Genomic DNA, 23,484 nt, shown 5'->3' with positions numbered 1-23,484 from the left:
AAACAAGTTCTATCGTGGTTTCCGCCGGCCTAGCGAGAGGGTGTGAGCACGGGTGAAGAGCAGGGACGCGGCCCTCGACGGCATCCGCGCGTTCGCCGCTCTGGGCGTCTGGCTGCTGCACGTCGGCAGCAACACCGGCGTCATGTACCGCGAGGGCATGTACGCGTGGATGATGGCCCGCCTCGGCATCGCCGTACCCATCTTCTTCCTCCTGTCGGGCCTGCTGCTCTACCGCCCGTGGGCGCGCGCGGTGATCGAGGATACGCCACGTCCGAAGCCCCTGCGCTACCTGTGGCGCAGGGTGCTGCGGGTCATGCCGGTCTACTGGCTCGTGACGGCGCCGGCGCTGTGGGCGTGGAGCTCGCCGGACTGGCTGGGCTGGGTCAAGTGGATGCTGCTGCTGCAGAACTACTTCCCGGGCGAGCAGGCGGCCGAGGGGCTCTACCAGATGTGGACGCTGCCCATCGAGATGGCCTTCTACGTGGCGCTTCCACTGCTGGGCTGGCTCCTGCACAAATGGGCCCGCCGCGGCGGCAACCCGCCGGTCAGGCTGCTGGGGGGCATCGCGGTGCTGCCGATGATCTCGGTGGCCACCGTGGTCGTGTCGCGGGAGTTCGCGCAGCCGCAACTCGCCCTGTTGCTGCCGTACCACCTGGTGTTCTTCGCCTGCGGCATGGCGATGGCGGTCCTGTCGGTGTGGATCGGGCACAGCAGGGTGATCGACTCGCTGACACCGCAGCTCCTGGTGCTGGCCGCGCTGCTGTACGCCGTGCTGAGCACGGGGCTGGCCGGGCCGCGCACGCTGACGCTGCCGACCCTGTGGGAGTCGCTGCTGCGGGTGAGCCTGGAGGCGGCGGTGGCGATGCTCCTGGTCGCGCCGTTCGCCCTGGCTCCCAGGGGCGACTCGCTCAGGCAGCGCCTGGTCGGCAACCCCGTGACCGCCTACCTCGGCCGCATCTCCTACAGCTTCTTCCTGTGGCACGCGCCGCTGATCACGTTGCAGCTCAAGCTCACCGGCGCGCCGCCGTTCGGCGGCGACTTCCCCAGCGTGGCGGTGGTGTCGTTCGTGGGGACGCTGCTGCTGAGCGTGGGCAGCTACCATCTCATCGAGGTCCCGGCGCTCAAGCTCGGCCGGCTGCGGTCAGCACCTGCTCGGCCGCCGGCCGCTCCGGCTCCGGCTCCGGTCGCGCCGGCTCCTTGACGAGCTGGCCGAACAGCACGCCCATGGCCGCACAGGCGGCCAGCTGCGGCACCTCGTCCAGGAGCAGTCCCGCACCGGTCAGCAGCATGGCCGCCGCCAGGGACAACGTCGCCACGCCGAAGAGGACCGCGGCCGGCCAGTGCGCGGGCAGGCCCCTGGCCCGGAGGACGAGCGTCACGAGCAGGGCGCCGAGGACCGCGAGCATGCCCTGCCAGCTCGCCACCCAGCCGCCGAACGCCAGACCGAGCACGACGGCGTACGGCGCGCGCAGGTGCCGCAGCCGCGCCGCCGAGGCGGGGGCGGTCTGGCGCACGTGCTCGGGGCGCGGCCCGCGCATGACCAGGGCGATCAGGGTCAGCAGGGCGATCCCGGCCAGGCCGAGGGCGAGCGCGAGCCAGTAGGCGCGGTCGGGCACGTATTCGAGGCGCGCGGTTCCCGTGGTCCCGGCCGGCAGCTCCCAGCCCTGCTTCCACCCGTCGATCCGCACGGGTTTGAGCGTCTTGCCGCCGAGCTGCGCCTCCCAGCCGGCGTTGAAGTTCTCGTTGACGACGAGGAAGGAGTCCTTCGGCGCGGTCACCTCGACCTCGCGTACGGACGGCGTCCAGGTGCTCTGCACGGCCGCCCCCTCCACGCCGCGCGGCTTGTCGGGCAGCGTGCCGGCCACGAGGTCGTCGATGGCGAACGACTCCCAGCCCGCGACCCGCACCCGGTTGTCGCCGGCCACGAGCCTGGCCTTCGTGCAGCCGAAGATCTGCACAGGGCGCTGCTCCAGCAGGTCGGTGTGGGTGCCGGCCACCTTGGTCTGGATGACCTGCCCGTTCACCTCGATCCTGGGCCCGGAGCCGCAGGCGAGCCTGAGCGGGATGTCGACGGGCCTGCCCACGGGAGCGACGCCGGGCACCACGACCTCGGTCACCTGCAGCCGCTTCGAGAACGGCGTGAAGCGGAGCTTGAGCCGCGAGGTGGACATCGGCCTGAACGTGAGGAGCCCGCCCGGGTCGGCCCGTCCCGCGCGGACGGCGCCGCGGTCGCCGGTCACGACCACGTCGAGCGGCTGCTTGTCGCCCCCGGGGCGGCCGATCCGGATCTGGGAGATCGTCCGCCTGCCCTTCCAGGCGATGGTGAGCGTGGGCTCGGTGTCGTCGGCGTCGGTGATCCAGGTGGTGCTCGGGTCTCCGTCGAACGCCGACCTGGGCGAGACCACCGCGTCCAGGGTGAGCTGGGATGATCCCGTCACGCTGGTCAGATCCGCACTGATGCGCGTGAACCGGTCAGCGAGCGCCGGATCCTTCAGCACGGCCGATCCCCGCACGTTCACGGTCGCCGCGGAGCCGGCGGTGAAGGTCCGGTCGAACCCGCTCTCCTCGCCCGGCTTGGCCAGCGCCGCCGCGTTGCAGATCCACCGGTACTGGTTACGCATGCAGGCGGGCCGCTCGTCGAGCCCCCGGTCCATGACGAACACGTCGCCGCCCTTCCCCGGCAACCTGATCGTGCGCCCAGGGGCGACTCCGGGGATGGACAGCTCGACGACGCCGACGCGCTGCCCGTAGCTCCACTCGCCGGTCACCGTCTGCAGCACCTTGATGCGGACCCAGCTCGTGGGCCCGTCCGGGACACGCAGCCGCTGCGGGTCCGTGACCCGCCGCACATCCTGCGCCAGGCTCCCCGACTCGGTCTCCACGGACACGCGCCTTATGGCCTGGCCGAGCAGCAGGTCGGGGGCGAACATGACCTGCACGTACGGGATCCGCATCCGCGCGGGCAGGTCCACGCGCAGCCATTCGCCCTGCGGGGGCTTCGAGCCGTCGCTCTCCCAGCCGGTCCCGACGTTGCCGTCCATGGCCGCCCACGGGCCCCGGCCCGTCGTGCTGATGCCGGCGATCGCGTACGGGTCCGCGACCGAGGAGGAGGCCGTGACGCCCGCGATGCCGTCGTACCCGGCGGTGGCGGTGTCGTCCAGCCAGCCCTTCTCCAGCAGGTCCAGCGCTCTGACCCCGGAGAAGTCCGCCTTCTTGTCGGCCGTCAGCGTGGGCGACCAGTTCGACCTGATCTCGCCGAACGAGCGCTCGCGCAGCCGCAGCGCGTCGCTGACCACGGTCGGGGCCTCCCGTTTGCCCGCATCGCCGTTCACCAGCACCGGGCCGTCACCGAGCAGGCCGAGATCGCCCATCGCGAGGAGGGAGTCCGGCCCCCCGCGCACGGCCAGCGCGTCGGCCACCGGCTGCACGGACACCAGGTCCGAGCTGCCCGAAACCTCGTACAGGTCGAGCGCGGGGAACGGCGCGTCCAGCGACTCCACGGCGTCGTCGCTCTCCTTGTCGCCGACGAGCTCGCCGAACGAGCGCACCCGCTTGATGCCCGGCGACTCCCGCAGCGCCTCGAAGATCCGCGCGGGCCAGGCGCCCTGGAGGTTCGCCCTGTTCAGGTCGTTCCTGACGAGCAGGTAGCGCACGCCCATCCTGCGCAGCACGGCGGTCACCCCGGCCGAGCCGTGGCCCGCGGCGAGCCGCTGGTCGATGGCGTCGAGCAGCCTGGACAGGCCCACCGAGCCCGGGGGGGTGATCTGCCTGGTGGTCCAGCGCGCGGTGGACAGCGCCTGCATGGGCTCGTCCATCGGGCGGCCCCAGACGTACTCGCCGAACTTGGCGCCCGGCACGACCAGCACGCCGTCGTCGCCGGCGTGCTGGTTGAGCCAGGCCGCCGCCTCCCGCCAGTGCGCCGGCACCTCCTTGAAGTCGCCGGGCGCGGCCAGGCCCTGGTTGAACACGGGCAGGACGAGGGCCGCGAACGCCACCGCCGACACGGTGCGCAGCGGCAGCCTGGCCCGCACGAGCAGGTGGGCGAGCCCGAAGGCGAGCGCGAGGCGTACCAGCGGGTCGAACTTCCGCAGGTTGCGCAGCGGCGCGAGGGGGCCGTCGAGCAGCCAGCGCACCGGCTCCGCCACGACCGGCTCCAGGGCGCTCATGTGCCCGGCGACCAGCGCCGTCACACCGACCAGGAACAGCACCACCACGAACCCCCTGGCGGGCAGGTCGCGGCGGGACAGCCCGGCCAGGCCGAGCGCCGCCAGCAGGCCGGTGACCACGACCATGGTGGCGGAGGTGGCGATCGAGAAGCCCGGCGGCTGGTCGAAGACGCCGCTGAGCGGCAGGTAACGCACCCAGTCGGAGGCGCCGCGCAGGACGTTCGTGAGCGAGGTGACCTGGGTGGTGGTCTCGGCGGTCTCGGTGTACGGCAGGAACGAGAAGGCGTACCGGCCGACGAGCAGCAGCGGCAGCGTCCAGAACAGGGTGGCGACCGAGACCGTGGCCGTCCACCAGGCGAGCAGCCGCCAGCGCGGCACCGGGCGCGGTCTGGTGAGGATGTAGAGGACGGGCGCGACGAGCACGGCCAGCACGGCGACCGCGTTCACGCCGCCGCACAGCGCCACGGCCAGCGCCGACCTGACGGCCCCGCGGGCCCGCTGGCCCGTCTCCGAGGCGGTGAGCAGCGGGATCAGGATCCACGGCAACATCGCGGCGGGCAGCCACTCGATCGAGATCTCGCCGAGGATCGACAACGTGCGCGGGGCCAGCGCGTACGCCAGCGCGCCCACGATCCGGGTGCCCCCGGTGCCGATGCCGAGCTGCCTGGCCAGCCGCTCCACGCCCAGGAACGCCACGCACATCAGCAGCGTCAGCCAGAGTCGCTGCGTCACCCAGGGCGCCATGCCGACCAGGTCGCCCAGGGCGAAGAACGGGCCCATCGGGAAGATGTAGCCCGCGACCTGGTTCTGGAGCTGGCCGAAGTGCTGGAGGTCCCACAGGTGGGCGGCGCGCTCCAGCCAGCCGACCGGGTTGAGCGCCAGGTCCATCTTGGTGTCGGAGATCAGGTTGCCCGGCTTGGTGGTGAACGCCAGCACGCCGAAGCCCAGGCAGCACACGACCAGCCACCACCGCCGCCGCACCCGCTCACTGACCGGCTCCCCGGCCGCCGCCCGCCCGGCCCTCGGCCCCGGCGGCGGGGTCGCGCGCCCGTCGGCAGGGGGCGGCGTGGCTCGGGTCCCATCGGCAGCGGGCGGCGTGGCTGCGGTCCCGTCGGACGCCGGTGGCTCGTGGTCCGGGCGGCCGGTTCCCGGGCGGCCGGCCACCAGGCGGTCGGTCGCCGGTTGGTTGCGCGAGCGGCCGGCCACGATGCGGTCGATCGGTGGTTTGCGCGTCACCAGGCCTCCCAGCCGGGCTCGACGTCGTGGCCCAGCATCAGTGCGGTGAGGCGCTCCGCGCTGCGGTCCCAGGAGAAGCGGTCCGCCCATGCCCGACATTTCACGGCATAAGTTTCGTCCAGCTCGGCGAGTGCCGCGGCGATGCCCTTGGCCAGCTCCGTGCCTTCGGGCAGCAACCACCCCGTCTCCCCGTGCCGTACGGCGTCACGCAGCCCGTCCACGTCGAACGCCACGGTCGGCACCCCCAGCGCGGCCGCCTCGAGCACGCTCAGCCCCCACCCCTCACCCTGCGAGGCGCTCACGTGCACCCATGCCCGCGCGACCAGCCGCGCCTTGTCCTCCTCCGGCAGGTAGCCGTGGAGCGTGACGCCTTCCGGCAGCCGGGCGCGCAGCCGCGCCTCCTCGGGCCCGCGGCCGATGACGTCCACGGTCAGGCCGGGCCAGCGCTCCCTGAGCTGGGTCACGGCGTCGAGCAGCAGGTGAACACGTTTGTGCGCCACGAGCCGGCCCAGGCAGACGAGCCGCGGCGCCGGGCTCTTCACCACGTCGGCGGGCCGGGCGATGCTCACCCCGTTCGGCACGATGTGCACCGGCCCGTCCCACCCGAGCCGCTCCCGCATGGCCCGCACCGTGGACGGCGACACGGCCACGCTCTCGTGCCGCCGGTAGCTCCACCGGGCCACCGGCCCCTCCAGGAACCGTCCGAACGCCGCCAGCCATCCCGGCATGTGCAGCCCGAACTGCCGGTCGTGCACGTGGTGCACGACGCAGAGCACCTTGGTGCGCCGCCGCACGACCCACGGGGTGAAGAACGGGATCCCGTTCTGGCAGTCGAGCACCACGTCGAAGCGGCCGCGCCGGAGCAGCAGCCAGCAGAGCACCAGCGGATAGACGGTGAACACACCGCCCATCCGCACGACGCGTACCCCGTCAACGGACTCCCCGCGGCCCTGGCCCGGCGCTCGCGCGGTGACGAAGCAGACCCGGTGGCCCGCGCGCGCGAAGCGGCGGGCCAGCTCCCAGGCGAACGTCTCAGCGCCACCTGCCTGGGGATGCCAGGGGTCACGCCAGTTGACGACAGCGATCTTCACGGATATCCGACGGGGTCGAGCGGTGGCTCCCAGGCCGGGCGGGGGGCCGCACGCGGGTGGGCGCGCAGCCGGAGCCAGATCCTCCCGAGCTCCAGCACGATGCCGAACGTGTGCCGGGCCGGCGAGAAGCGCGAGCCCGGCATGTCGTGCCAGCGCACGGGGATCTCCCGCACCGCCGAGCCCTGCCCGACGCAGCGCGCGAGGAACTCGACGTCGAAGGCGAAGCCTGGGGTACGGAGCAGGGCGGCGATCTCGCGGGCCAGCACCCCGTCGAAGAACTTGAACCCGCACTGGGTATCGCTCACCCCGCGCACCAGCGTGCCGGCCAGCGTGCGGAACCAGAAGGCGCCCAGTTCGCGGATCTTGCTGTGGCGGTTCTCGACGTGGGAGTCCCGGTGCGCCCTCGACCCGATCACCACCCGCTCCCCGGACAACAACTGCCCGAAGGCGACGTCGATGGCGTCGAGGTCGGTGGCCATGTCGGCGTCGACGAACCCGACGAACGGGGCACTGGTGCCGAGCAGTCCGGCACGTACGGCGGCTCCCTTCCCCGGAGCCGGGCACTGCATCAGCCGGACCGCCACAGGTCCACGCGGCCAGTTCCGGACGATCTCGGCCGTGCGGTCCGTGCTGTTGTTGTCGACGACGATGACAGCGGTCGGGAACGGCATTCGGGCAAGCTTCGCGCACAGCTGCAGGAGGCCCCCGGGAAGTCGTCGTTCCTCGTTGTAGGCGGGAATGACGATCTCAAGCAGTGGTGGTCGGCTCGTCCCCTCGTCCCCATGTGGAGAGGGCGGCATGTCGGCTCGGGTTACCGGTCGCCGTAGAAGTAGAGAGGCTGGTTGACCGGCGTGGCGGTGGCACCGGTGAGAGAGACCGTGGTGACCGTCGCCACGAGAGCCGCTACGGCGACGCCGATGATCGCTGCTAAGAGGATCTTAATCACGGGGGGTTCCTCCTCGAGCGGACAAATGGTGCGGGCCGTCCCCAACCTAGAACCAATTCTTGCTACTCGGAAGTAGCTCTATGAAATCTTTATAAATCCCCTGATCAGGGGGCATATCGGTGCGGCACGGGGCCGTCGAACCGGTAGAGTCGCAGGTCACCCCTATCGACCACGGCCCTTGCGCTGCGTAGCAATACGCCGAACCGCTGCCGCTCTTCAACTGTCCCCGCGTTGACTATCACGTAGCGAAAACCCGCCGCGGGAAGATCAGGCGAGGGCTCTCCTAGTACGTGTTCTACCGCCTGCGCCCGGGGGTCCTCGCTCTTGACGACCATGTCACCGACCCGTACGGCGTCGTTGGAGACCACCCGCCGCCCCGGCACGGCGAAGAAGCGCTGCGCCGGATCCAGCACGGCCCGCCCCCCGTTCCACGGGAACTGCCGGTAGGACTCGAACGGCAGCACCAGCACGTCCCCTGGCTCCCGATCGCGCCGGATGACCTCACGCGCGGCGGTCCAGCTCTCCGGGTAGGAGACGGCCCCCAGCCTCCCGAGCGACCCCCACGCCATGGTCGGCAGCACGGCCACCGGCACCAGCGCCATCGCGGCGACCCAGACCCGCTCGCGCGCGACCGACTCGACGAGCAGCCCGAGCCCCAGCGCCGCCACCAGCGCCAGCGGCGCCACGAACTGCTGGGCGTCCCTGAACACCGCGAACCCGCCCCACACCCCGACCAGCCACGCGAACGCCGCCCGCCCGGCCTCCCCGACCCCCACGCACGCGATCCCCAGCCCGGCGAGGGCCGCCACGGCCAGGCCCTTCTTGTACGGCACGTCGCCCCGCAGGAAGAAGACGATCCCGGCCAGCGTGAGCAGCAGCCTGGCCGCCGCACCCACGAAGGCGCCGTAACCGGGGGGAACCGCGTAGGCGTTCCAGATCCCGCCCAGTGACAGCAGGCTCCCGACCGCGCCGAACGGCGTGTCGGCCCTGGCCGCGAACGCGTACACGCCGGCCGGGTCGCCGTCGAGCCCCTCGGGCCGCAGCGCGGTGGGCACCAGCCACGGCAGGCTGAACGCCGCCAGGACACCCACCACCGGCAAGATCCGGCGGGCCACCGGCAGCGCCGTGATCGCGGTGACCGTCATCGCCGCGAACCCGCCGACCGCCGCGGGCAGCATGGCCAGGGCGACCCTGCGGCCCGACCACGCGGCCCGCACCACCCAGGGCAGCCCGGCGTACCCGAGCAGCAGCGCCCACTGCCCGATCAGCAGCCGCTCGGCCACGTACGGGTTCCACACGTAGAACGCGCCCGCCACCAGCCGCGGCCCCAGCGACTCCGACGGCAGGAGCAGCGCGGCCCCGGAACAGCCCAGCACGAAGATCCCCAGCAGGATCGCCTTCTGCACCAGCTCGGCCGGCAGCACCAGCGACAGCGCGGTCACCACGGCGTCGCTCGGGACGACCCGCGCGGCCCCGCCCGCCAGCCCGAACGTCCACGCGGTGAACGACGGGTCCGGCACGAACACCATGTCATGGAGCAGCGTGAACCCCCAGCCCAGCGCGGGTCCGAGCGCCAGGCAGCCGAGCACGAGCCCGAGGAGGGCGGAGGCGGCCCCGGCTCGGGGCGTGTGCGGCATCCCGCTATGACATCACAACCCCGCTACGGCCATTCCCCGGCCGACCCCGGCGTGGTTGAGTCGTCGCGGGGGTGATGTCGAGGGTGGCTACAGCGGGGGCACGCCAGTGGTCACGCGGCGGCGACGCCGTGCTGGCCGTGGGCCTGGCTATGGTCGCGGTGCAGCTCGTCTGGAAGTTCGAGCTGGTCAGGCGGACGTACTTCCGCCAGGACGACTTCATGTTCATCGCCAGGGGGCTGGAGAGCCAGCTGTCCTGGGACTACCTCATGCGGATCGACTTCGGCCACATGATGCCGGGGGCGTTCGCGATCCATTGGGCGATGGGGCGGCTCGGCGTCTACAACGACGCCCTCGCGCACACGCTCACGATCGGCCTGCAGGCGGCGGCGAGCCTGGCGCTGCTGCGGCTGCTGCGGCTGCTGTTCGGGACGCGTCCGGCCATCCTCGTCCCGCTCGGGTTCTACCTGCTGACGCCGATGACGATCCCCGGGCTGTCGTGGTGGGCGGTGGTGGCGGAGACGCTCCCGTTCCAGATCGCGCTGCCGATGGCGCTCGCCTCCCACGTGCTCTACACCCGTACCGGACGCTTCAGGCACGCGGTGGCGGCGGCCGGGTGGACGGTGTTCGGGATGGTGTTCTTCGTGAAGGCGCCGTTCATCCCGGTGCTGGCCTTCGTGCTCACCCTCGGCTGGCTCGGCGGGCGGCGGCTGTGGCGGGGCTGGCTGCTCTACCTGGCCGTGCTCGTCCCGTACGCGGTGGTGTTCTTCCGGCAGCTGTTCACCTCGGTGCAGCTCACGAACGACACGTTCCGGCCGATGCTGCCCACCGCCGAGGTCGCGGCGAAGTCGGCGTGGACGCTGCTGACCGGCTCCCTCATGCCCACGTCGCTGGGCGGCCCGTGGCGGTGGCAGCCGATCGGCGAGGACTACGCGCTGGCCGCCACCCCGCACGCGCTCATCTGGGCGAGCCTGGCGGTGGCGGCCGTCGCCGTGACCGTGTCCGTGATCTGGCGGCGGCGGGCCTGGCTGGCGTGGCTGACGTTGCTGGGCTACTTCCTGCTGGCCGACGTGGTGCCGATCATGTTGGGGCGGGTGGAGATGCTCGGTCCCGATCTGAGCGGGTTCGAGCTGCGGTACATCTCCTCCACCGCCACGGTCGTGGCCCTGGTCATCGGGCTGGCGTTCATCCCGGTCCAGGGCGAGGAGCGGCCCTGGCGCCGCCCGGCGCTCCGGCTCAGGTGGGCGTGGGCGCCGGTGGCGGCGGTGTTCGCGGCGGGCTCGGTGTGGTCGGTGGCCGCCTACGCCGACCGGCCGCTCGGCACGAACGTCAGGAGCTACGTGGAGACGGCCAGGCAGGCGCTGGCGCGCATGCCCGCGGGCTCGGTCGTCCTGGACACGTACGTGCCGGCCAAGATAGCCCTCCCGGTGTTCTTCTACGACTACGCGCTGCACTCCCGCATACTCGGCCCGACCGCACCGCGCGAGATCGCCTGGACCAGGCGGCTCACCGGACCCGCGCCCACGCCGATGATCTTCGATCAGGAGGGCCGGCTGCGACCGCTGTCGATCGACGGCGTCACGGTCCCGGGCGGCGCCGCCTGCACTCCTGTCGGCCGGGCAGAGGTGCGCTTCAAGCTGCCCGTTCCGGTCCAGGACGGCGAGCACACCGTCCAGATCTCCTACCTGAACGGCGCCGAGACCACCCTGAACGTGCGGCTCGGGCTCGCGCAGAGCACCGTGGCCGCGGGCAAGGACCTGGGCACGACCTACGCGACGATCGTCGGCGGCGGGAGCGAGCTGGCCGTCAGCGCGGCCGGCCCCGGCTCCTGCGTCGGCGAGATCAGGATCGGCGCCCCGGTTCCCACCGAGGACGCCGCGCCCGTCCCGCCGCAGCCCGTCCGCTAGTCCCTCGGCAGGCCCAGCATGCGCTCGCCGATGATGTTGAGCTGCACCTCCGTGGTGCCGCCGTAGATCGTCATCGCCCTGGTGGCGAGCACCGCCCGGTTCCAGTAGCCCGGGTCGCCGAGCTTGATGTCGGCGGCCATGACCGCCGCCGGGCCGAGCAGCTCCACCGCCGTCTCGGAGACGTGCTGGGCGTGGGAGGTGGACAGCAGCTTGCGTACGGAGGCGTCCGCGCCCGGCTCGGCGCCGGCCAGCTGCTTGAGCGTGACCCGCAGCGAGAGCGCGTTGATCGAGTGGCCCTCGCAGACCACCTCGGCCACCTGCTGCGCCTCGACCGGCGTCAGCTCGCGGTCGAGCCGGCCGATCAGGCCCAGCAGGTCGGACACGGAGGCGCCGGTGCCGCCGGAGCCGGACGACAGGGAGACCCGCTCGTTCGAGAGCGTGTTGCGGGCGACCTTCCAGCCGTCGCCGACCTCCCCCACGACCAGGTCGTCGGGGACGAAGACGCCGTCGAGGAAGACCTCGTTGAACAGGTTCTCGCCGGTCATCTCGGTCAGCGGCCGGACGGTGACGCCCGGGGACTTCATGTCGACCAGGAAGTACGTGATGCCCTGGTGCTTGGAGCCCTCGCTCGAGTTGCGGGCGATGCAGATGCCCCACTCGGCCACGTGGGCGACGGAGGTCCAGATCTTCTGGCCGGTGAGCTTCCACCCGCCCTCGACCTGCTCCGCCTTCATCTGCAACGAGGCCAGGTCGGAGCCGGCGCCGGGCTCGGAGAACAGCTGGCACCAGATCATCTCGCCGCTCAGCGTCTTCGGCAGGAAGCGCTCCTGCTGCTCCTGCGTGCCGTACGTGGCGATGGACGGCACCACCCACGCGCCGATGATCATCGCGGGCAGCTTGACCTTGGCGGCCTTGAGCTCCTGGGCGATCAGCACCTGCGCCAGCGGCTTCGCGTCGCGGCCCCATGGCCTGGGCAGATGGGGCATGACGAAGCCGCGCTCGGCCAGGGCCCGCTTCTGCTCCTTGCCCTCCAGCCGGGCGATCTCCGCGATCTCGGCGCGGATCGACTCGCGCAGCTCCTCGGCGTCCTCGGGCAGGTCGATCCGCATCTCGCGGGAGACGCCCTGCAGGGCCAGCTCGGTCACCTTGGCGGCCCACTCGGACGACGAACCGAGCAGGGCGCGCAGCGTGAGCGCGCGGCGGTAGTAGAGGTGGACGTCGTGCTCGTAGGTGTAGCCGATGCCGCCGAACGTCTGGATGGCGTCCTTTGCGCACTGCACGGCGGCGTCGGGTGCCATCACACCGGCGATGGCGGCGGCGTAGTCCAGCTCTTTGGCTGCGTCGATGGTCGCGCTCCCTCGGGCCTCCGTTGGCATCGGGCTGGACGCCCTCGCTCTCTCCGGCCCGGCTCGCCGCTCCGCGGCACGGGTGGCGTCCCACACTGTGGCGCGAGCCTGCTCCAGGGCGACAAGCATGCGGGAGAGCTTGTGTTTGATGCCCTGGAACTGGCCGATCGGGCGGCCGAACTGGACGCGCACCTTGGCGTATTCGGCGGCGGCCGTGACGCACCAGGAGGCCAGGCCGGCCGCCTCGGCGCCGAGCAGGATCGCGGCGATGTTACGCACGTCGGAGCTCTGTACGCCGCCCAGGATGCCCTCGGCGGGCACGACCACCTCCGACAGCTCCACCTTGGCCACCGGCCTGGTCAGGTCGAGGGACTTGACCGGGGTGACGGTGGCGGCGGAGGCGTCGACGAGGACCCATTCCGCACCGTCGGCCGTGGCGACCGGCAGCACGAGCGCGTCCGCCAGCGAGCCGCCGAGCACGTGGTCGGCCGTGCCGGAGACGACCAGGGAGCCGTCCTCGGTGCGGGTGCCGCTCAGCGTGCCGGTCAGCGCGACGGCGCCGGTGAGGGTGCCGTCGGCGAACGACTCCAGGTGCTCGGGCCGCTTCGAGGCGTTGATCACCGCGCTGGCCAGCACGGTCGGCAGGTAGGGCCCGGGCGCCATGCGCTCGGCCAGCGCCTCGACGGCCACGGCCGTCTCCAGCAGCCCGTAGCCGGAGCCGCCGTACTCCTCGGGCACGTGCAGGCCGAGCAGCCCCTGCTCGGCGAGGCCCGGCCAGAACGTGGGGCGCGTGTCCGCCCCGGCACGCAGCAGCTCGGACGGGATGTTCCGCTCGGCCCAGCCGCTCACCGACTCGCGGAGCGCCTCGTGCTCCTCGCTCAACCCGATCGCCATGCTCATCCTCCATGCCAGGTCCGGGCCATCACCCAGAATCATATTCTAGAGGATGCTTCTGGGCCTAGAGCGGGCGAAGCTGTTGCACGAGGGTGTTGATGTCGCGCCAGTGCTTCTTGTTCGTCTCGGGGATGGCGGCCAGGAGCATCGCGGGCTTGGTCTTGCCCACCTCGACGACCGTCACCATGGCCTGGCCGACCTGCTGCTTGCCGTTGAAGGTGTAGGTGACCTTGTAGCCGAGCGTCCAGCCCTTGCCGACCGGGATCTTCTTGGAGGCGGTCCAGGCGAGCGTGGCGCCTTTGGGGTACTGGGTGCTGATCGCCCAGCGGGCGGCCTGGGCGGCGAGTTCGCGGTAGTCGGCGTCCTTGGCGGGCTTCTTCTCCGGCGAGTCGCCCGGGAACATGGCCGAGGCGATCACCGTGTGCGGGACGGCCACCTTGCCGATGCGCTGCGCAATCGAGAACGGCGGGAACGACTTGGCCTTCCACGGCGCGGCCAGCCTGGGATAACTGATCCCGGTGTTCTGGTCGCTGATGATGCCGATGACCACGGACGCCGTGCCCGGCAGGGTCGGGTACGCCTTGCTCGCCGGCACGGGCGGCAGCACGATCGGGCTCTCGGTCACGGTCGGGGTGGGCGACGCCACGGGTGCGGCGGAGGCCGGCGGTGGGGCGGCGGAGGCGGCCTCGGCAGCCTTCTTGTTGGCGGGCACGTCGCCGGAGAAGAGCAAGAAGACCAGGAACACGGCCAGGACGGTGCCGAGTATGGCGCCGACGAGGTAGACGAACTTGATCGGGATGTCGCCGATGCCGCGCCTCGGCGGCTCGGGAACGGGCGGCAGCGAGGATAACCGGCCGGCCGGAGGCGACTGCGCCGGAAGCGGCTCCATCCAGGGCTGCTGGGCGGGCGGCTGCTGGGCCGGCGGGCGGATCGGGACCGACGGCCCCGGCGCGGGCGGGCGGGGGATCTGGACCGTCTCCTCAGACGGCAGGACGACCTTGCGGAACGGGGTGGTGGGTGAATCGTACGAGGGACTCTGGTCGCCGACGTCCTCCATGACCTCGAGATTACGTCACGAGAGAGCGGGATAATTCCTCTGCTCGCCCCGCAGAATCTAATTCTGTATGGTCTGCGGATATGAGGGGTTTCTATGAGATCGCAGTCAACGACCCCGAACGTCCCGCCCTCCTCGGCGACACGGGCGCCACCTACGGCGAGCTGCTCGCTCGCGTGAACCAGGCCTCCAACGGCCTGGCGTCCCGCGGGGTCGCGCCCGGCGACTGCGTGGTCACCGTGCTGAGGAACGGGCTCGACGCGCTCACCATGATGCTCGCGACGTACCAGACCGGCGCGTACCTCGTCCCGGTGAACTGGCACTTCACGGCCGAGGAGATCGGCTACATCGTGGCCGACTGCGGGGCCGAGGTGGTGATCTCACCCGAGGCCCTCACGGTCGGCGAGCTCGTCTCCGGGCAGCCCGCCGACACGCCCGCGCACCGGCGGGCCGGGTCCATGATGCTCTACACCTCGGGTACGACGGGGCGGCCCAAGGGAGTGCGGCGGCGGCTGCTGGACCTGACGCCGGAGGAGCTGTACCCGATCCTGATGCGGAAGAGCTGGCGCCATTTCGGGCTGCCGTCCGGCGGGGTGCACCTGGTGAGCTCGCAGCTCTACCACTCGGCGCCGTACGGGCAGGCCATGATGGCGCTGCAGTTGGGGCACTCGATCGTGGCGCCGGAGCGGTTCGAGGCCGCCGAGGCGCTGCGGCTGATCGAGCGGTACCGGGTGACGAACGCGTTCATGGTGCCCACGATGTTCCACCGGCTGCTGGGGGTGCCGGATCGGGAGTCGTACGACCTGTCGTCCCTCACCCACCTCTACCACGGGGCGGCCCCGTGCCCGCCGGCCACCAAGAAGGCCATGATCGACTGGCTCGGGCCTGTGCTGTGGGAGTACTACGGCTCCACCGAGGCGGCCGTGGCGACCATGGTGTCCTCGGCGGAGTGGCTGGCCAGGCCCGGCACGGTCGGCAGGGCGCTGGACGGGATGACGTTCACGATCGTCGGGGAGGACGGCCGGGAGGTGGGGCCAGGGTCGCCGGGGCTGGTCTACATCGGCGGGATCAACCGGTTCGAGTACCACGGCGATCCGGACAAGACGGCGGCGGCGATGCGCGGTCAGGCGTACGCCCCTGGGGACATCGGCTACCTCGACGAGGACGGCTACCTGTTCCTGCTGGACCGGCGGACCGACCTGATCATCTCCGGCGGGGTCAACATCTACCCGGCCGAGATCGAGGCCGCGCTGCTCGAGCACCCCTCCGTGGCGGACGTGGCGGTGATCGGCGTGCCGGACCCGGAGTGGGGGCACAAGGTCGTCGCGCTCGTGCAGCCGGCGCCCGGGGTCGCGGCCGGCGACGAGCTCACGGCCGAGTTGCTGCGGCACTGCGCGCCCCGGCTGGCCAGGCTCAAGCATCCGCGCGTGATCGAGTACCGCGAGTCGTTGCCGCGCACGCCGACGGGCAAACTGAGCAGACGTGACGTCCGGGAGGCGTATCTTTCCAGCTGAGGTGGGCACACTCCTGCCATGAAGAGGATCGTCGCGGGACTGGCCGCCGCTGCCGTGCTGCTCACCGGCTGCGGGCCGGCCCCCACGTCGAGGGCCACCCAGCCGGGCTCGCCCACTTCATCGCCGACCGCCCCGTCGTCCCCTTCGCCCACCACTGGTTCCCTGGCGTCGCTGCACGCCCTGGAGTCGGCGTACGAGGACGTCATCGCCAACGTGCTGCCGTCCATCGTGCAGATCAACACCAAGGCCGGGCTCGGCTCCGGCATCGTGTACGACTCCGCCGGCCACATCGTCACCAACGCTCACGTGGTCGGAGAGGCCACCAAGATGGAGGTCACGATCGCCACGGGCGGCCCCCCGCGCGAGGCCAGGCTGGTCAAGTCCTTCGGGTTGGGCGACCTTGCGGTGATCAAGGTGGAGCGCCCCGACGGATTGCGGCCCGCGAAGTTCGGGGACTCGTCCAAGGTGCGGGTCGGGCAGATCGTGCTCGCCATGGGCAACCCGCTGGGCCTGTCGGGCAGCGTGACCAACGGGATCGTCTCGGCCATCGGCCGTACCGTCACCGAGCCGCAGGAGACGGAGGGCTCGCCCGGCGCCACGATCGCCAGCGCCATCCAGACCTCGGCCGCGATCAACCCGGGCAACAGCGGCGGGGCGCTCGTGGACCTGTCAGGCCAGGTGATCGGCATTCCCACGCTCGCCGCCGTCGACCCCACCCTGGGCGGGGGCACCGCGCCGGGCATCGGGTTCGCGATCCCGAGCAACACCGCCACGGACATCGCCGCCCAGATCGTCAAACAGGGCAGGGTCACCAACAGCCACCGTGCCGCCCTCGGCATCAGGGGCAGCACAGTGATCGGCGCGGACGGGACGCCGAGCGGGGTGGGCGTGGTCCGCCCCGAGCCCGGCGGCCCCGCCGCGAAGGCCGGGATCCGGGCCGGCGACCTGATCACCTCGATCAACGACAAGAAGACGCCGACGATGGCGGTCCTCGCCGAGACCATCGCCAACCTCAAGCCCGGCGACCAGGCCAAGGTGGGCGTGCTCCACTCGGACGGCCGAACGGAGACGATCACCGTGACCCTGGGCCAGCTCCCGAGCGACTGACGCCCTTCCCCGCCGAGGAAGCGGGCGAAGCCGGCACTTCACGGCTTGGCCGTGAAGACGACCTCGACCCGCCGGTTCTGGGCGCGGTTCTTCTCGTTGGGCTTCCCGTCCACCAAGTTGGGCCGCTTGGGCCGGGTCTCGCCGTACCCCCGCGCCTCGAGCGTCACGCCCGCGCCGGTGAGCAGCCCGCGCATGGCCGATTGGACGGCCTGCGCCCGCCGCTGCGACAGCGTGACGTTGTACGCCTCGCTCCCCTGGTCGTCCGTATGCCCCTCGATCTTGACCACCCCGCCGGCGCCGTCGGCCTTCACCTTCTCGGCCACCTGCTGGAGCCGCTGCCTGGCCTTGGCGGTCAGTTGCCACTTGTCCAGCTGGAACAGCACGTCGCTGGTGAGCGCGACGGTGACCTGGCGTCCCTGCTTGGTCTCGCTCTCGGTCCCGTCCAGCGACTCGACCTCGCCGATGATGTCCTCGACGGGCAGCACCAGGTCCTCGACGACACCGGTGGCGTCGGCCGGCGGGCTGGGCGCCGGGGTGGGGGACAGGACGAGGGACAGGGCGACGCTAAGAGATCGGAACATCGGTGAACACGCCGATCATGGGCATCTCAATGTTGATCTTCGTGACGTCCGCGGGAGGAGCGGCGAAGACCGCGTACAGCGTGGACGCCTCCCCCGGCTCCAGGAACTGGCCCTGGGTGCCGGAGCAGACGCACTTCGCGTCCTCGCCGGTGCCGTTGCGGGCCACCCGGTAGCGCTTGGCGTTCACCGGATCGATCAGGGAGACGTTGGAGACCGAGAAGTCGAGCGGGGACGTGCCCATGCTGTTGTGCACGTTGACCTTGCCGTCGGTCGCGGTGACCGTCCAGTTGAGCGTGAGGGTCCTGCCCTGGCGCTTGAGCGAGATGATGTCGGCGCGGGCCTTTCCATGCATGTCGCCCGCGCCCACCTGGGCCTCGCGGCTGGCGATCGACTTGGAGTCCTGCGGGGGCGCGCTCTGCTGCTCCTGCGCCGGTGCCGTGTCCGGCTGCTTCTCGGTGGGGGTCTCGGCGACGGCCTGCGCCTGCCTCTCCTCACCGCCGCCGCCCTGCTGGCCGGGGAGCACGCCGCAGCCCGTCAGCGCGACGGCTGCGACAGCCAGCGCGATCGTCTTTCGCATTATGTGATCACCTTCGTCGTCGGGGATATGGCCCTCACCGTAGGGAAGCGACCTTCAGGATCCGCATAGTCGCCTATATCCGCTGACCACGCCGCCTACGGGCCTCCTGCGCGAGCCGTTCGGCGCCGACCCGGCCCTGCTCGTCACCGAGGCCGTCAAACTCTCCCATAGCACGCACAAGCGCCTCAACTGCCTCATCAATGTCGTCGAGGTCCAGCGCGGCATGCGCGAGCGCCATGAGAGCCTGCGCGGTGCCCCTGCGGTCGCCGTACGCGAGGAAAATCTCCAGCGACTCGCGGACGAATCCGGCGGCGGCGCCGGATTCGCCTTCCGCCCTGGCGATCTCGGCCCGTACGAGCAGCGCCACCGCCTCGGGCAGCCGGTCGCCCAGGCGGCGGTTGATCCGCAGCCGCCGCTCCGCGCATTCGCGGGCCTCGGCGCGCCTGCCGGCCCCGAGGTGCGCCCTGGCCAGGTCGAGCAGCGCCTCCGCCTCGCCACGCGGGTCCCCGAGGTCCTGGTAGGCGGCCAGGCTCTGGTTGAGCGCGCCCTCGTCCCGGCGCAGCGCGCCCAGCGCCCGCAAGGCGTCGGCCCGCCCGCGCCGGTCCCCGGCCTCCTCGAAGACCCGCAGCGCCCGGACGAACGCCTGTTCGGCCTCTGCCGGGCGGGCCTGGACGAGGCCGAGCCTGAGCGTGATCCTGGCCAGCTCCAGCCCTTCCACCAGCGGCTGGGCCGCCCGGAGCGCCGCGGCCGCCGCTTCCGTGCGGCCCTCGGCCCTGTGCAGGTCGGCCAGGCCACGGAGCAGGAGCGCCTCGCCGTGCCGGTGGCCCACCGCCCTGGCCGCGTCGAGCCCGGTGGCCGTGGTCACGTGCCAGTCGTCGTGGTGCGCGCCCAGCTCGAACAGCGGCGTCAGGTAGAACGCCAGCCGCCAGGCGGCCTCGTACAGGCCCGACCGGTAGAAGTCATCGACGGCCGCCACCAGGAACCGGCGCTCGGCGCTCAGCCACCGCGCCTCCTGCCGCAGCCAGCCGGTCTCCAGCCCCTGCCCGCCCGCCCCGGCTCCGGGCGGATGGACCTCGGTGCGGCCGGTCCCGGGTTCGGCCGGGAGGAGAGTGGCTCTGGCCTGCCTGGTGCGCTCGAGGATCGCGCCTGCCCTGGCCGCCAGCACACCTGCCGGGCCGCCGTCCTCCTCCACGAGTCGCTCGGCGGCGTAGAGCCTGGTCAGGTCGTGCCATCCGTACCGCTCCTGGCCCGCCTCGTCCAGGCCGCGCGACTGCAGCAGCCCGGCCTCGGCGAGCGGCTCCAGGTCGGCGTCGAGCACCCAGGACGCGAAGTCGGGTGCCGACAGCGCGCCGAGCCCGCGCAGCAACCTCTTCTCAGGGTCCGGCAGGCCCCGGTAGCCGAGCGCCAGGCTGCCCCGCACGGCCAGGTCGCCCGCGCTGAGCTCGTCGAGCCTGCGCCGCTCGTCCCCGAGGCGGCCCGCCAGGTGGTCGAGCGTCCACCCCGGCTTCCTGGCCAGCCGGGACCCGGCGATGCGCAGGGCCAGGGGCAGCCGGCCGCAGAGCCCGACGATGCGCAGGGCGGCCTCAGGCTCGGCACGAACCCTGTCGTGGCCGGCCACCTCGCCGAGCATCGCCACGGCCTCGTCCTGGCCGAGAACCCCCAGCTCGTACGCCCGCGCCGCCTCCAGCCCGGCCAGCGGCGACCGGCTCGTCACCAGGGTGAGGCTGCCGGGCCCGGTCGGCAGCAGCGGGCGCACCTGGGCCTCGTCGGCGGCGGCGTCGAGGACGACGAGCAGCCTCCTGCGGGCCGTCATGCTCCGGTAGAGCCGCACGCGCTCGTCCAGCGCCGGCGGGACCGCGCCGTCCGGGCAGCCCAGCGAGCGCAGCAGGTCCTCCAGCACGGCGCCCGGTGGCCTGGCGCCGAGCGAGGCGTAGAGGCGGCCGTCCGGCCGCTCGAGCGCGGTGGCCGCGTGCACGGCGACGGCCGACTTCCCGCAGCCGGGCGGGCCGTGCAGGACGAGGTGCACAGGGGCGGACGCGTGCTCGCGAGCCGTCCGGACGATCCAGTCAAGCGCGTCCTGCCGGCCCACGAAGTCGGAAATGTCCGGCGGCAGCTCATCGACCTGTCCCACGCGCTGCCGGGTCTCGCCGGCTCTCGTCCACGGGCGGCCCTCGTCGCTCAGGACCCGCTGGTGCGCGGCGGTCAGCTCAGCGCCCGGCTCCAGGCCCAGCTCCTCCACCAGCGTCCTGCGCGCGTCCTGGTAGGCCCCGAGCGCCTCCGACCGGCGTCCCGCCTGGTGGAGGGCTTCGATGAGGCGTACCCAGGCACGTTCGCGCAGCGGATGCGCCCCGACCAGAGCCCGCAGCTCCCCGACCACCTCCGCGCCCCTGCCGAGCCGCAGGTCCAGCTCCACCCGCTCCTCCAGCGCGGTCAGGCGCAGCTCCTCCAGCGGTACGGCGTGCTCCCGGCGCAACAGGGACGACTCGACATCGGCCAGCGCCTGCCCCCGCCACAACCCCAGTGCCGCCCTGAACGTGTCGCCCGCCTCCGCGATCCGCCCCGACTCGCGCTCCTGCCTGGCCGTGGCGACCAGCCGCGCGAACCGGTGGCAGTCGACCTCGTCCCGCTCGACCTCGATCACGTAGCCGCCCGGCACCGTGCGGATTCCGTCCACGAGCTTGCGCAACGCGCTGACGTACACCCTGAGCACCGACCCCGCCGACGCCGGCGGCCGGTCGTCCCAGACCACGGACACCAGCCGTTCGATCGGCACCGTCTCGCGGGCCGACAGCAGCAGCGCGGCCAGCAACGTGCGGTGCTTGGCCGGTCCCGGCACCTGGCCGGCCTCGATCCGCAGCGGCCCGAGCACGCCGAAGCGCACGTTCACGCCCCCCTCGGCATCACTGGCCCGCCGGTCTGAGCGCGAAGGAGTCGAAGCGCACCCGCAGGTTCGCGGTGGCGCCGGATGCGGCGTGAACGCCTGACTCGTTCGGGCCGTAGGGCGCGTCCGCGTCGGACGCCTCCGCGACCAGGCGTTCGTTCAGCCACATGCGTAGCGTCACCTTGCCCCCGCTCTTGCCGCATTCCGCCACGATGCGGTTGACGGCCGCGCTCTGTGCGCTCGCCGGGCCGTACAGGGTCCTGCCCCTGGTGCCCGTGCGGCGCTTGACGATCGTGACCTTGCCCGAACTGCTCACCCCGAACTCGTAACGGTCTGCGGAGCTCGCCGAGCCATGGCACCACACACCGTACTCCCCGGCCCCCTCCTCGAGGGCGGCCTTCGCACTGACGATCACGCCGCCCTCCGGCTCCTGCCTGGGGGCCGACTTCCACAGCCGCCAGCCCGGCTTGACGATGAGCTCGTAGCCGGAGCCCGACTGCCGGGCGGTCCCGCCCTCCGACGTGCCGACGGCCCACGAGTCGCCGAAGCCCGCCTCGTACGGCCAGCTCTCCCGCGAGAGCGCGGGCACGGCCGCGGCGACAGCGAGGACGAGCGCGGCGGCCCCCGCGACCCACGGCCACCGCCGCCGCCTGCGCGCGACGGGCGGCTGAGGCTGCTGCACGGCGGTCACGGCGCCGCCCGTCCAGGTGCGTTCCACCACCTCGGTGGCCGCGGCCAGGCGGGTGCCGCCGACCAGGCCGGCCAGCAGTTGCTGGGCCGTCGGCCGCAGGCGGGGATCCTTGGCCAGCGCCCGCTCCACGACCTGCCTGATCCCCTCGTCGAGCCCGTCCAGCCTGGGCCCCTCCTGCATGATCCGATACAGGACCTCCCCGGGCGCCCCGCCCCCGAACGGCAGCCGCCCCGTCCCCGCGAACGCGATCACCCCGCCCCACGCGAACACGTCGGCCGCGGGCGTGAGCGGCTCCCCGCGCACCTGCTCGGGCGCCATGAACGCGGGCGTCCCGAGTATCGCCTGGCTGGCCAGGCCGTCGTTCTCGACGAGCTGGGCGATGCCGAAGTCGATCACCCGGGGGCCGAGCGGCGAGAGCAGCACGTTGGACGGCTTGAGGTCGCGATGGATCACCCCGGCCCCGTGGATGGCGCTCAGCGCTGTGGCGATGCCCACCGCGAGCGCCTCCAGGTTCCCGCCGGAGAGCGGCCCCTGATCGTGTACGGCCTGCGCCAGGTCGGGCCCTTTGACGTACTCGGTGACGAGGTAGGCGACGTCACCGTCGATCCCCGCGTCCAGCACGGGCGCGGTGCAGAACCTGGCCACCCGCCGGGCCGCCGCCACCTCGCGCTCGAACCGCCGTCTGAAGGCCGGATCACGGGCCAGCGCGGGATGGATGACCTTGACCGCGGCCAGGCCGCCGGTGGGCGTGCTCGCGAGATGCACCTCGCCCATGCCGCCGCTGCCGAGCAGGCGCCGCAGCGTGTACCCGCCTATGACCTCGTTCATCGCAGACAGATTAGTCAGACCCGGCGTTTCCCGGACGGACTGGTCTTACCCGGCCGCCTGTGTCAGCCGGTATCGGGACGGCGAGACCCCGTACCGGTCGATGAACGCCTGCCGCAACGTCTCCGCCGTCCCGAACCCGCACCGCACGGCCACGGACGCCATCGGCAGCGACGTGGTGGCCAGCAGGTGCGCGGCGGCCTCGGTGCGGGCCTGCCGGACGTACCGCCCCGGCGTGAGCCCCAGATGCTTGAGGAACAGCCGGGTGAGATGCCGCTCGCTCACGCCCGCCTCGGCCGCCAGCGCGGGCGTGGTGAGGTCGTCGCGCAGGTGGGCGGCGATGTGCTCGACGATCCGCTTGACCAGGCTGTTCGCGGGGGCGGGCGCGCTGACGAACATGCTCATCTGCGCCTGGTCACCGGGCCGCTGCAGGTAGGTGACCAGGTGGCGGGCCACCGTGCGGGCCAGCTCGGTGCCGTTGTCCTCCTCGACGAAGGCCAGGGTGAGGTCTAACGCGGAGGTGACGCCGGCGGACGTGGCCACGTTCCCGTCGCGGATGAAGATCGGATCGGCGTCCACGACGACCTCGGGGTAGCGGGCGGCCATCTCGGGCGCGCGCTCCCAGTGGGTGGCGGCACGCCGGCCGTCCAGCAGGCCCGCGGCGGCGAGGATGTACGACCCCGTGCAGACGGAGGCGACACGACGGCTCTCCCTGGCCAGCCGGCGGACGTGACCGACGATCAGCGGGTTCGCCGCGGCGTCCGCGTAGCCGATGCCGCCGGAGACCAGGAGAGTGTCGAGCGGCCCGGTGATCCGCTCCAGAGGCTGGTGGGCCTGGAGGTTGAGCCCGGTGCCGCAGGTGATGGTGTGGCCGCCGGGCGTGACCAGGAGCGTCTCGTAATAGGGCTTCGCACCGTGCCAGTTGGCGACCACCAGCGTCGTGGTGATGCAGGCGATGTCGAGCAGTTCCGCCGCCTCGTACCCCACCACCACGACCCGCCGCGCGTCCATGACACCGACTGTAGGTCCGAGGG

General features: G+C 72.3%; 16 protein-coding genes. 4 read left to right on the top strand and 12 right to left on the bottom strand.

The window, feature by feature from the left end; translation table 11 throughout:
- The first annotated feature begins 52 nt into the window (after window positions 1–52).
- On the top strand, window positions 53–1,201 hold the full coding sequence (locus ABN273_RS03585) for an acyltransferase family protein (protein ID WP_349447140.1): 1,149 nt from the start codon (window positions 53–55) through the stop codon (window positions 1,199–1,201).
- Here ABN273_RS03585 and ABN273_RS03580 read toward each other — a convergent pair.
- The 5 genes from ABN273_RS03580 to ABN273_RS03560 form a co-directional block, all read right to left on the bottom strand.
- Window positions 1,122–5,402 carry an alpha-(1->3)-arabinofuranosyltransferase domain-containing protein gene (locus ABN273_RS03580; protein ID WP_349447139.1) on the bottom strand — a complete coding sequence of 1,427 codons (4,281 nt, stop codon included), beginning with the start codon at window positions 5,400–5,402 and terminating at the stop codon, window positions 1,122–1,124. The two genes, ABN273_RS03585 and ABN273_RS03580, sit on opposite strands and share 80 nt — an antisense overlap.
- Window positions 5,399–6,493, bottom strand: a complete 1,095-nt coding sequence (locus ABN273_RS03575) for a glycosyltransferase family 4 protein (RefSeq protein ID WP_349447138.1) — start codon at window positions 6,491–6,493, stop codon at window positions 5,399–5,401. The genes ABN273_RS03580 and ABN273_RS03575 overlap by 4 nt, the downstream gene beginning before the upstream one ends.
- A complete protein-coding gene (locus ABN273_RS03570; RefSeq protein WP_349447137.1) occupies window positions 6,490–7,293 on the bottom strand; it encodes a glycosyltransferase in 804 nt (267 codons plus the stop codon). Before ABN273_RS03570 ends, ABN273_RS03575 begins: the two co-directional genes overlap by 4 nt.
- Before the next feature lie 11 nt (window positions 7,294–7,304).
- Window positions 7,305–7,439, bottom strand: coding sequence for a hypothetical protein (locus tag ABN273_RS03565; RefSeq protein WP_344996422.1), 135 nt, complete (start codon window positions 7,437–7,439; stop codon window positions 7,305–7,307).
- Between the two features lie 104 nt (window positions 7,440–7,543).
- Window positions 7,544–9,076 (bottom strand): MmpA family trehalose lipid delivery protein, encoded by a 1,533-nt coding sequence (locus ABN273_RS03560; RefSeq protein WP_349447136.1) that lies wholly within the window; start codon window positions 9,074–9,076, stop codon window positions 7,544–7,546.
- Window positions 9,077–9,159: 83 nt separating this feature from the next.
- Between ABN273_RS03560 and ABN273_RS03555 the strand changes: the two genes are divergently transcribed.
- Window positions 9,160–10,980 carry a hypothetical protein gene (locus ABN273_RS03555; protein WP_349447135.1) on the top strand — a complete coding sequence of 607 codons (1,821 nt, stop codon included), beginning with the start codon at window positions 9,160–9,162 and terminating at the stop codon, window positions 10,978–10,980.
- On the opposite strand, the gene ABN273_RS03550 is transcribed toward ABN273_RS03555, so the two are convergent.
- Window positions 10,977–13,220, bottom strand: coding sequence for an acyl-CoA dehydrogenase family protein (locus ABN273_RS03550; protein WP_349447134.1), 2,244 nt, complete (start codon window positions 13,218–13,220; stop codon window positions 10,977–10,979). The two genes, ABN273_RS03555 and ABN273_RS03550, sit on opposite strands and share 4 nt — an antisense overlap.
- 64 nt (window positions 13,221–13,284) lie before the next feature.
- Window positions 13,285–14,277 (bottom strand): hypothetical protein, encoded by a 993-nt coding sequence (locus tag ABN273_RS03545; RefSeq protein ID WP_349447133.1) that lies wholly within the window; start codon window positions 14,275–14,277, stop codon window positions 13,285–13,287.
- An 80-nt stretch (window positions 14,278–14,357) separates the two neighbouring features.
- On the opposite strand from ABN273_RS03545, the gene ABN273_RS03540 reads away from it, so the two are divergent.
- On the top strand, window positions 14,358–15,788 hold the full coding sequence (locus tag ABN273_RS03540) for an AMP-binding protein (RefSeq protein WP_349447132.1): 1,431 nt from the start codon (window positions 14,358–14,360) through the stop codon (window positions 15,786–15,788).
- An 18-nt stretch (window positions 15,789–15,806) separates the two neighbouring features.
- A complete protein-coding gene (locus ABN273_RS03535) occupies window positions 15,807–16,895 on the top strand; it encodes a S1C family serine protease (protein ID WP_349447131.1) in 1,089 nt (362 codons plus the stop codon).
- A 38-nt stretch (window positions 16,896–16,933) separates the two neighbouring features.
- Here the strand turns inward: ABN273_RS03535 and ABN273_RS03530 are convergent, their stop codons facing one another.
- The 5 genes from ABN273_RS03530 to ABN273_RS03510 all read right to left on the bottom strand — a co-directional run bounded on the left by ABN273_RS03530 (window position 16,934) and on the right by ABN273_RS03510 (window position 23,461).
- Window positions 16,934–17,476, bottom strand: coding sequence for an OmpA family protein (locus ABN273_RS03530; protein WP_349447130.1), 543 nt, complete (start codon window positions 17,474–17,476; stop codon window positions 16,934–16,936).
- Window positions 17,460–18,053, bottom strand: coding sequence for a hypothetical protein (locus tag ABN273_RS03525; protein ID WP_349447129.1), 594 nt, complete (start codon window positions 18,051–18,053; stop codon window positions 17,460–17,462). The genes ABN273_RS03530 and ABN273_RS03525 overlap by 17 nt, the downstream gene beginning before the upstream one ends.
- Before the next feature lie 73 nt (window positions 18,054–18,126).
- Window positions 18,127–20,940 carry an AfsR/SARP family transcriptional regulator gene (locus ABN273_RS03520; RefSeq protein ID WP_349447128.1) on the bottom strand — a complete coding sequence of 938 codons (2,814 nt, stop codon included), beginning with the start codon at window positions 20,938–20,940 and terminating at the stop codon, window positions 18,127–18,129.
- A gap of 13 nt (window positions 20,941–20,953) precedes the next feature.
- Complete coding sequence (locus ABN273_RS03515) at window positions 20,954–22,453, bottom strand: serine/threonine-protein kinase (protein WP_349447127.1); 1,500 nt, start codon at window positions 22,451–22,453, stop codon at window positions 20,954–20,956.
- 45 nt (window positions 22,454–22,498) lie between these two features.
- Window positions 22,499–23,461 carry a GlxA family transcriptional regulator gene (locus ABN273_RS03510; RefSeq protein ID WP_349447126.1) on the bottom strand — a complete coding sequence of 321 codons (963 nt, stop codon included), beginning with the start codon at window positions 23,459–23,461 and terminating at the stop codon, window positions 22,499–22,501.
- Window positions 23,462–23,484 lie beyond the last annotated feature (23 nt).

The sequence above is a fragment of the Nonomuraea sp. B19D2 genome (genome assembly GCF_040137845.1).
Taxonomy (GTDB): domain Bacteria; phylum Actinomycetota; class Actinomycetes; order Streptosporangiales; family Streptosporangiaceae; genus Nonomuraea.
The sequence above is the reverse complement of the archived record's forward strand: the minus strand, read 5'-3'. Positions and strand labels throughout refer to the sequence as shown.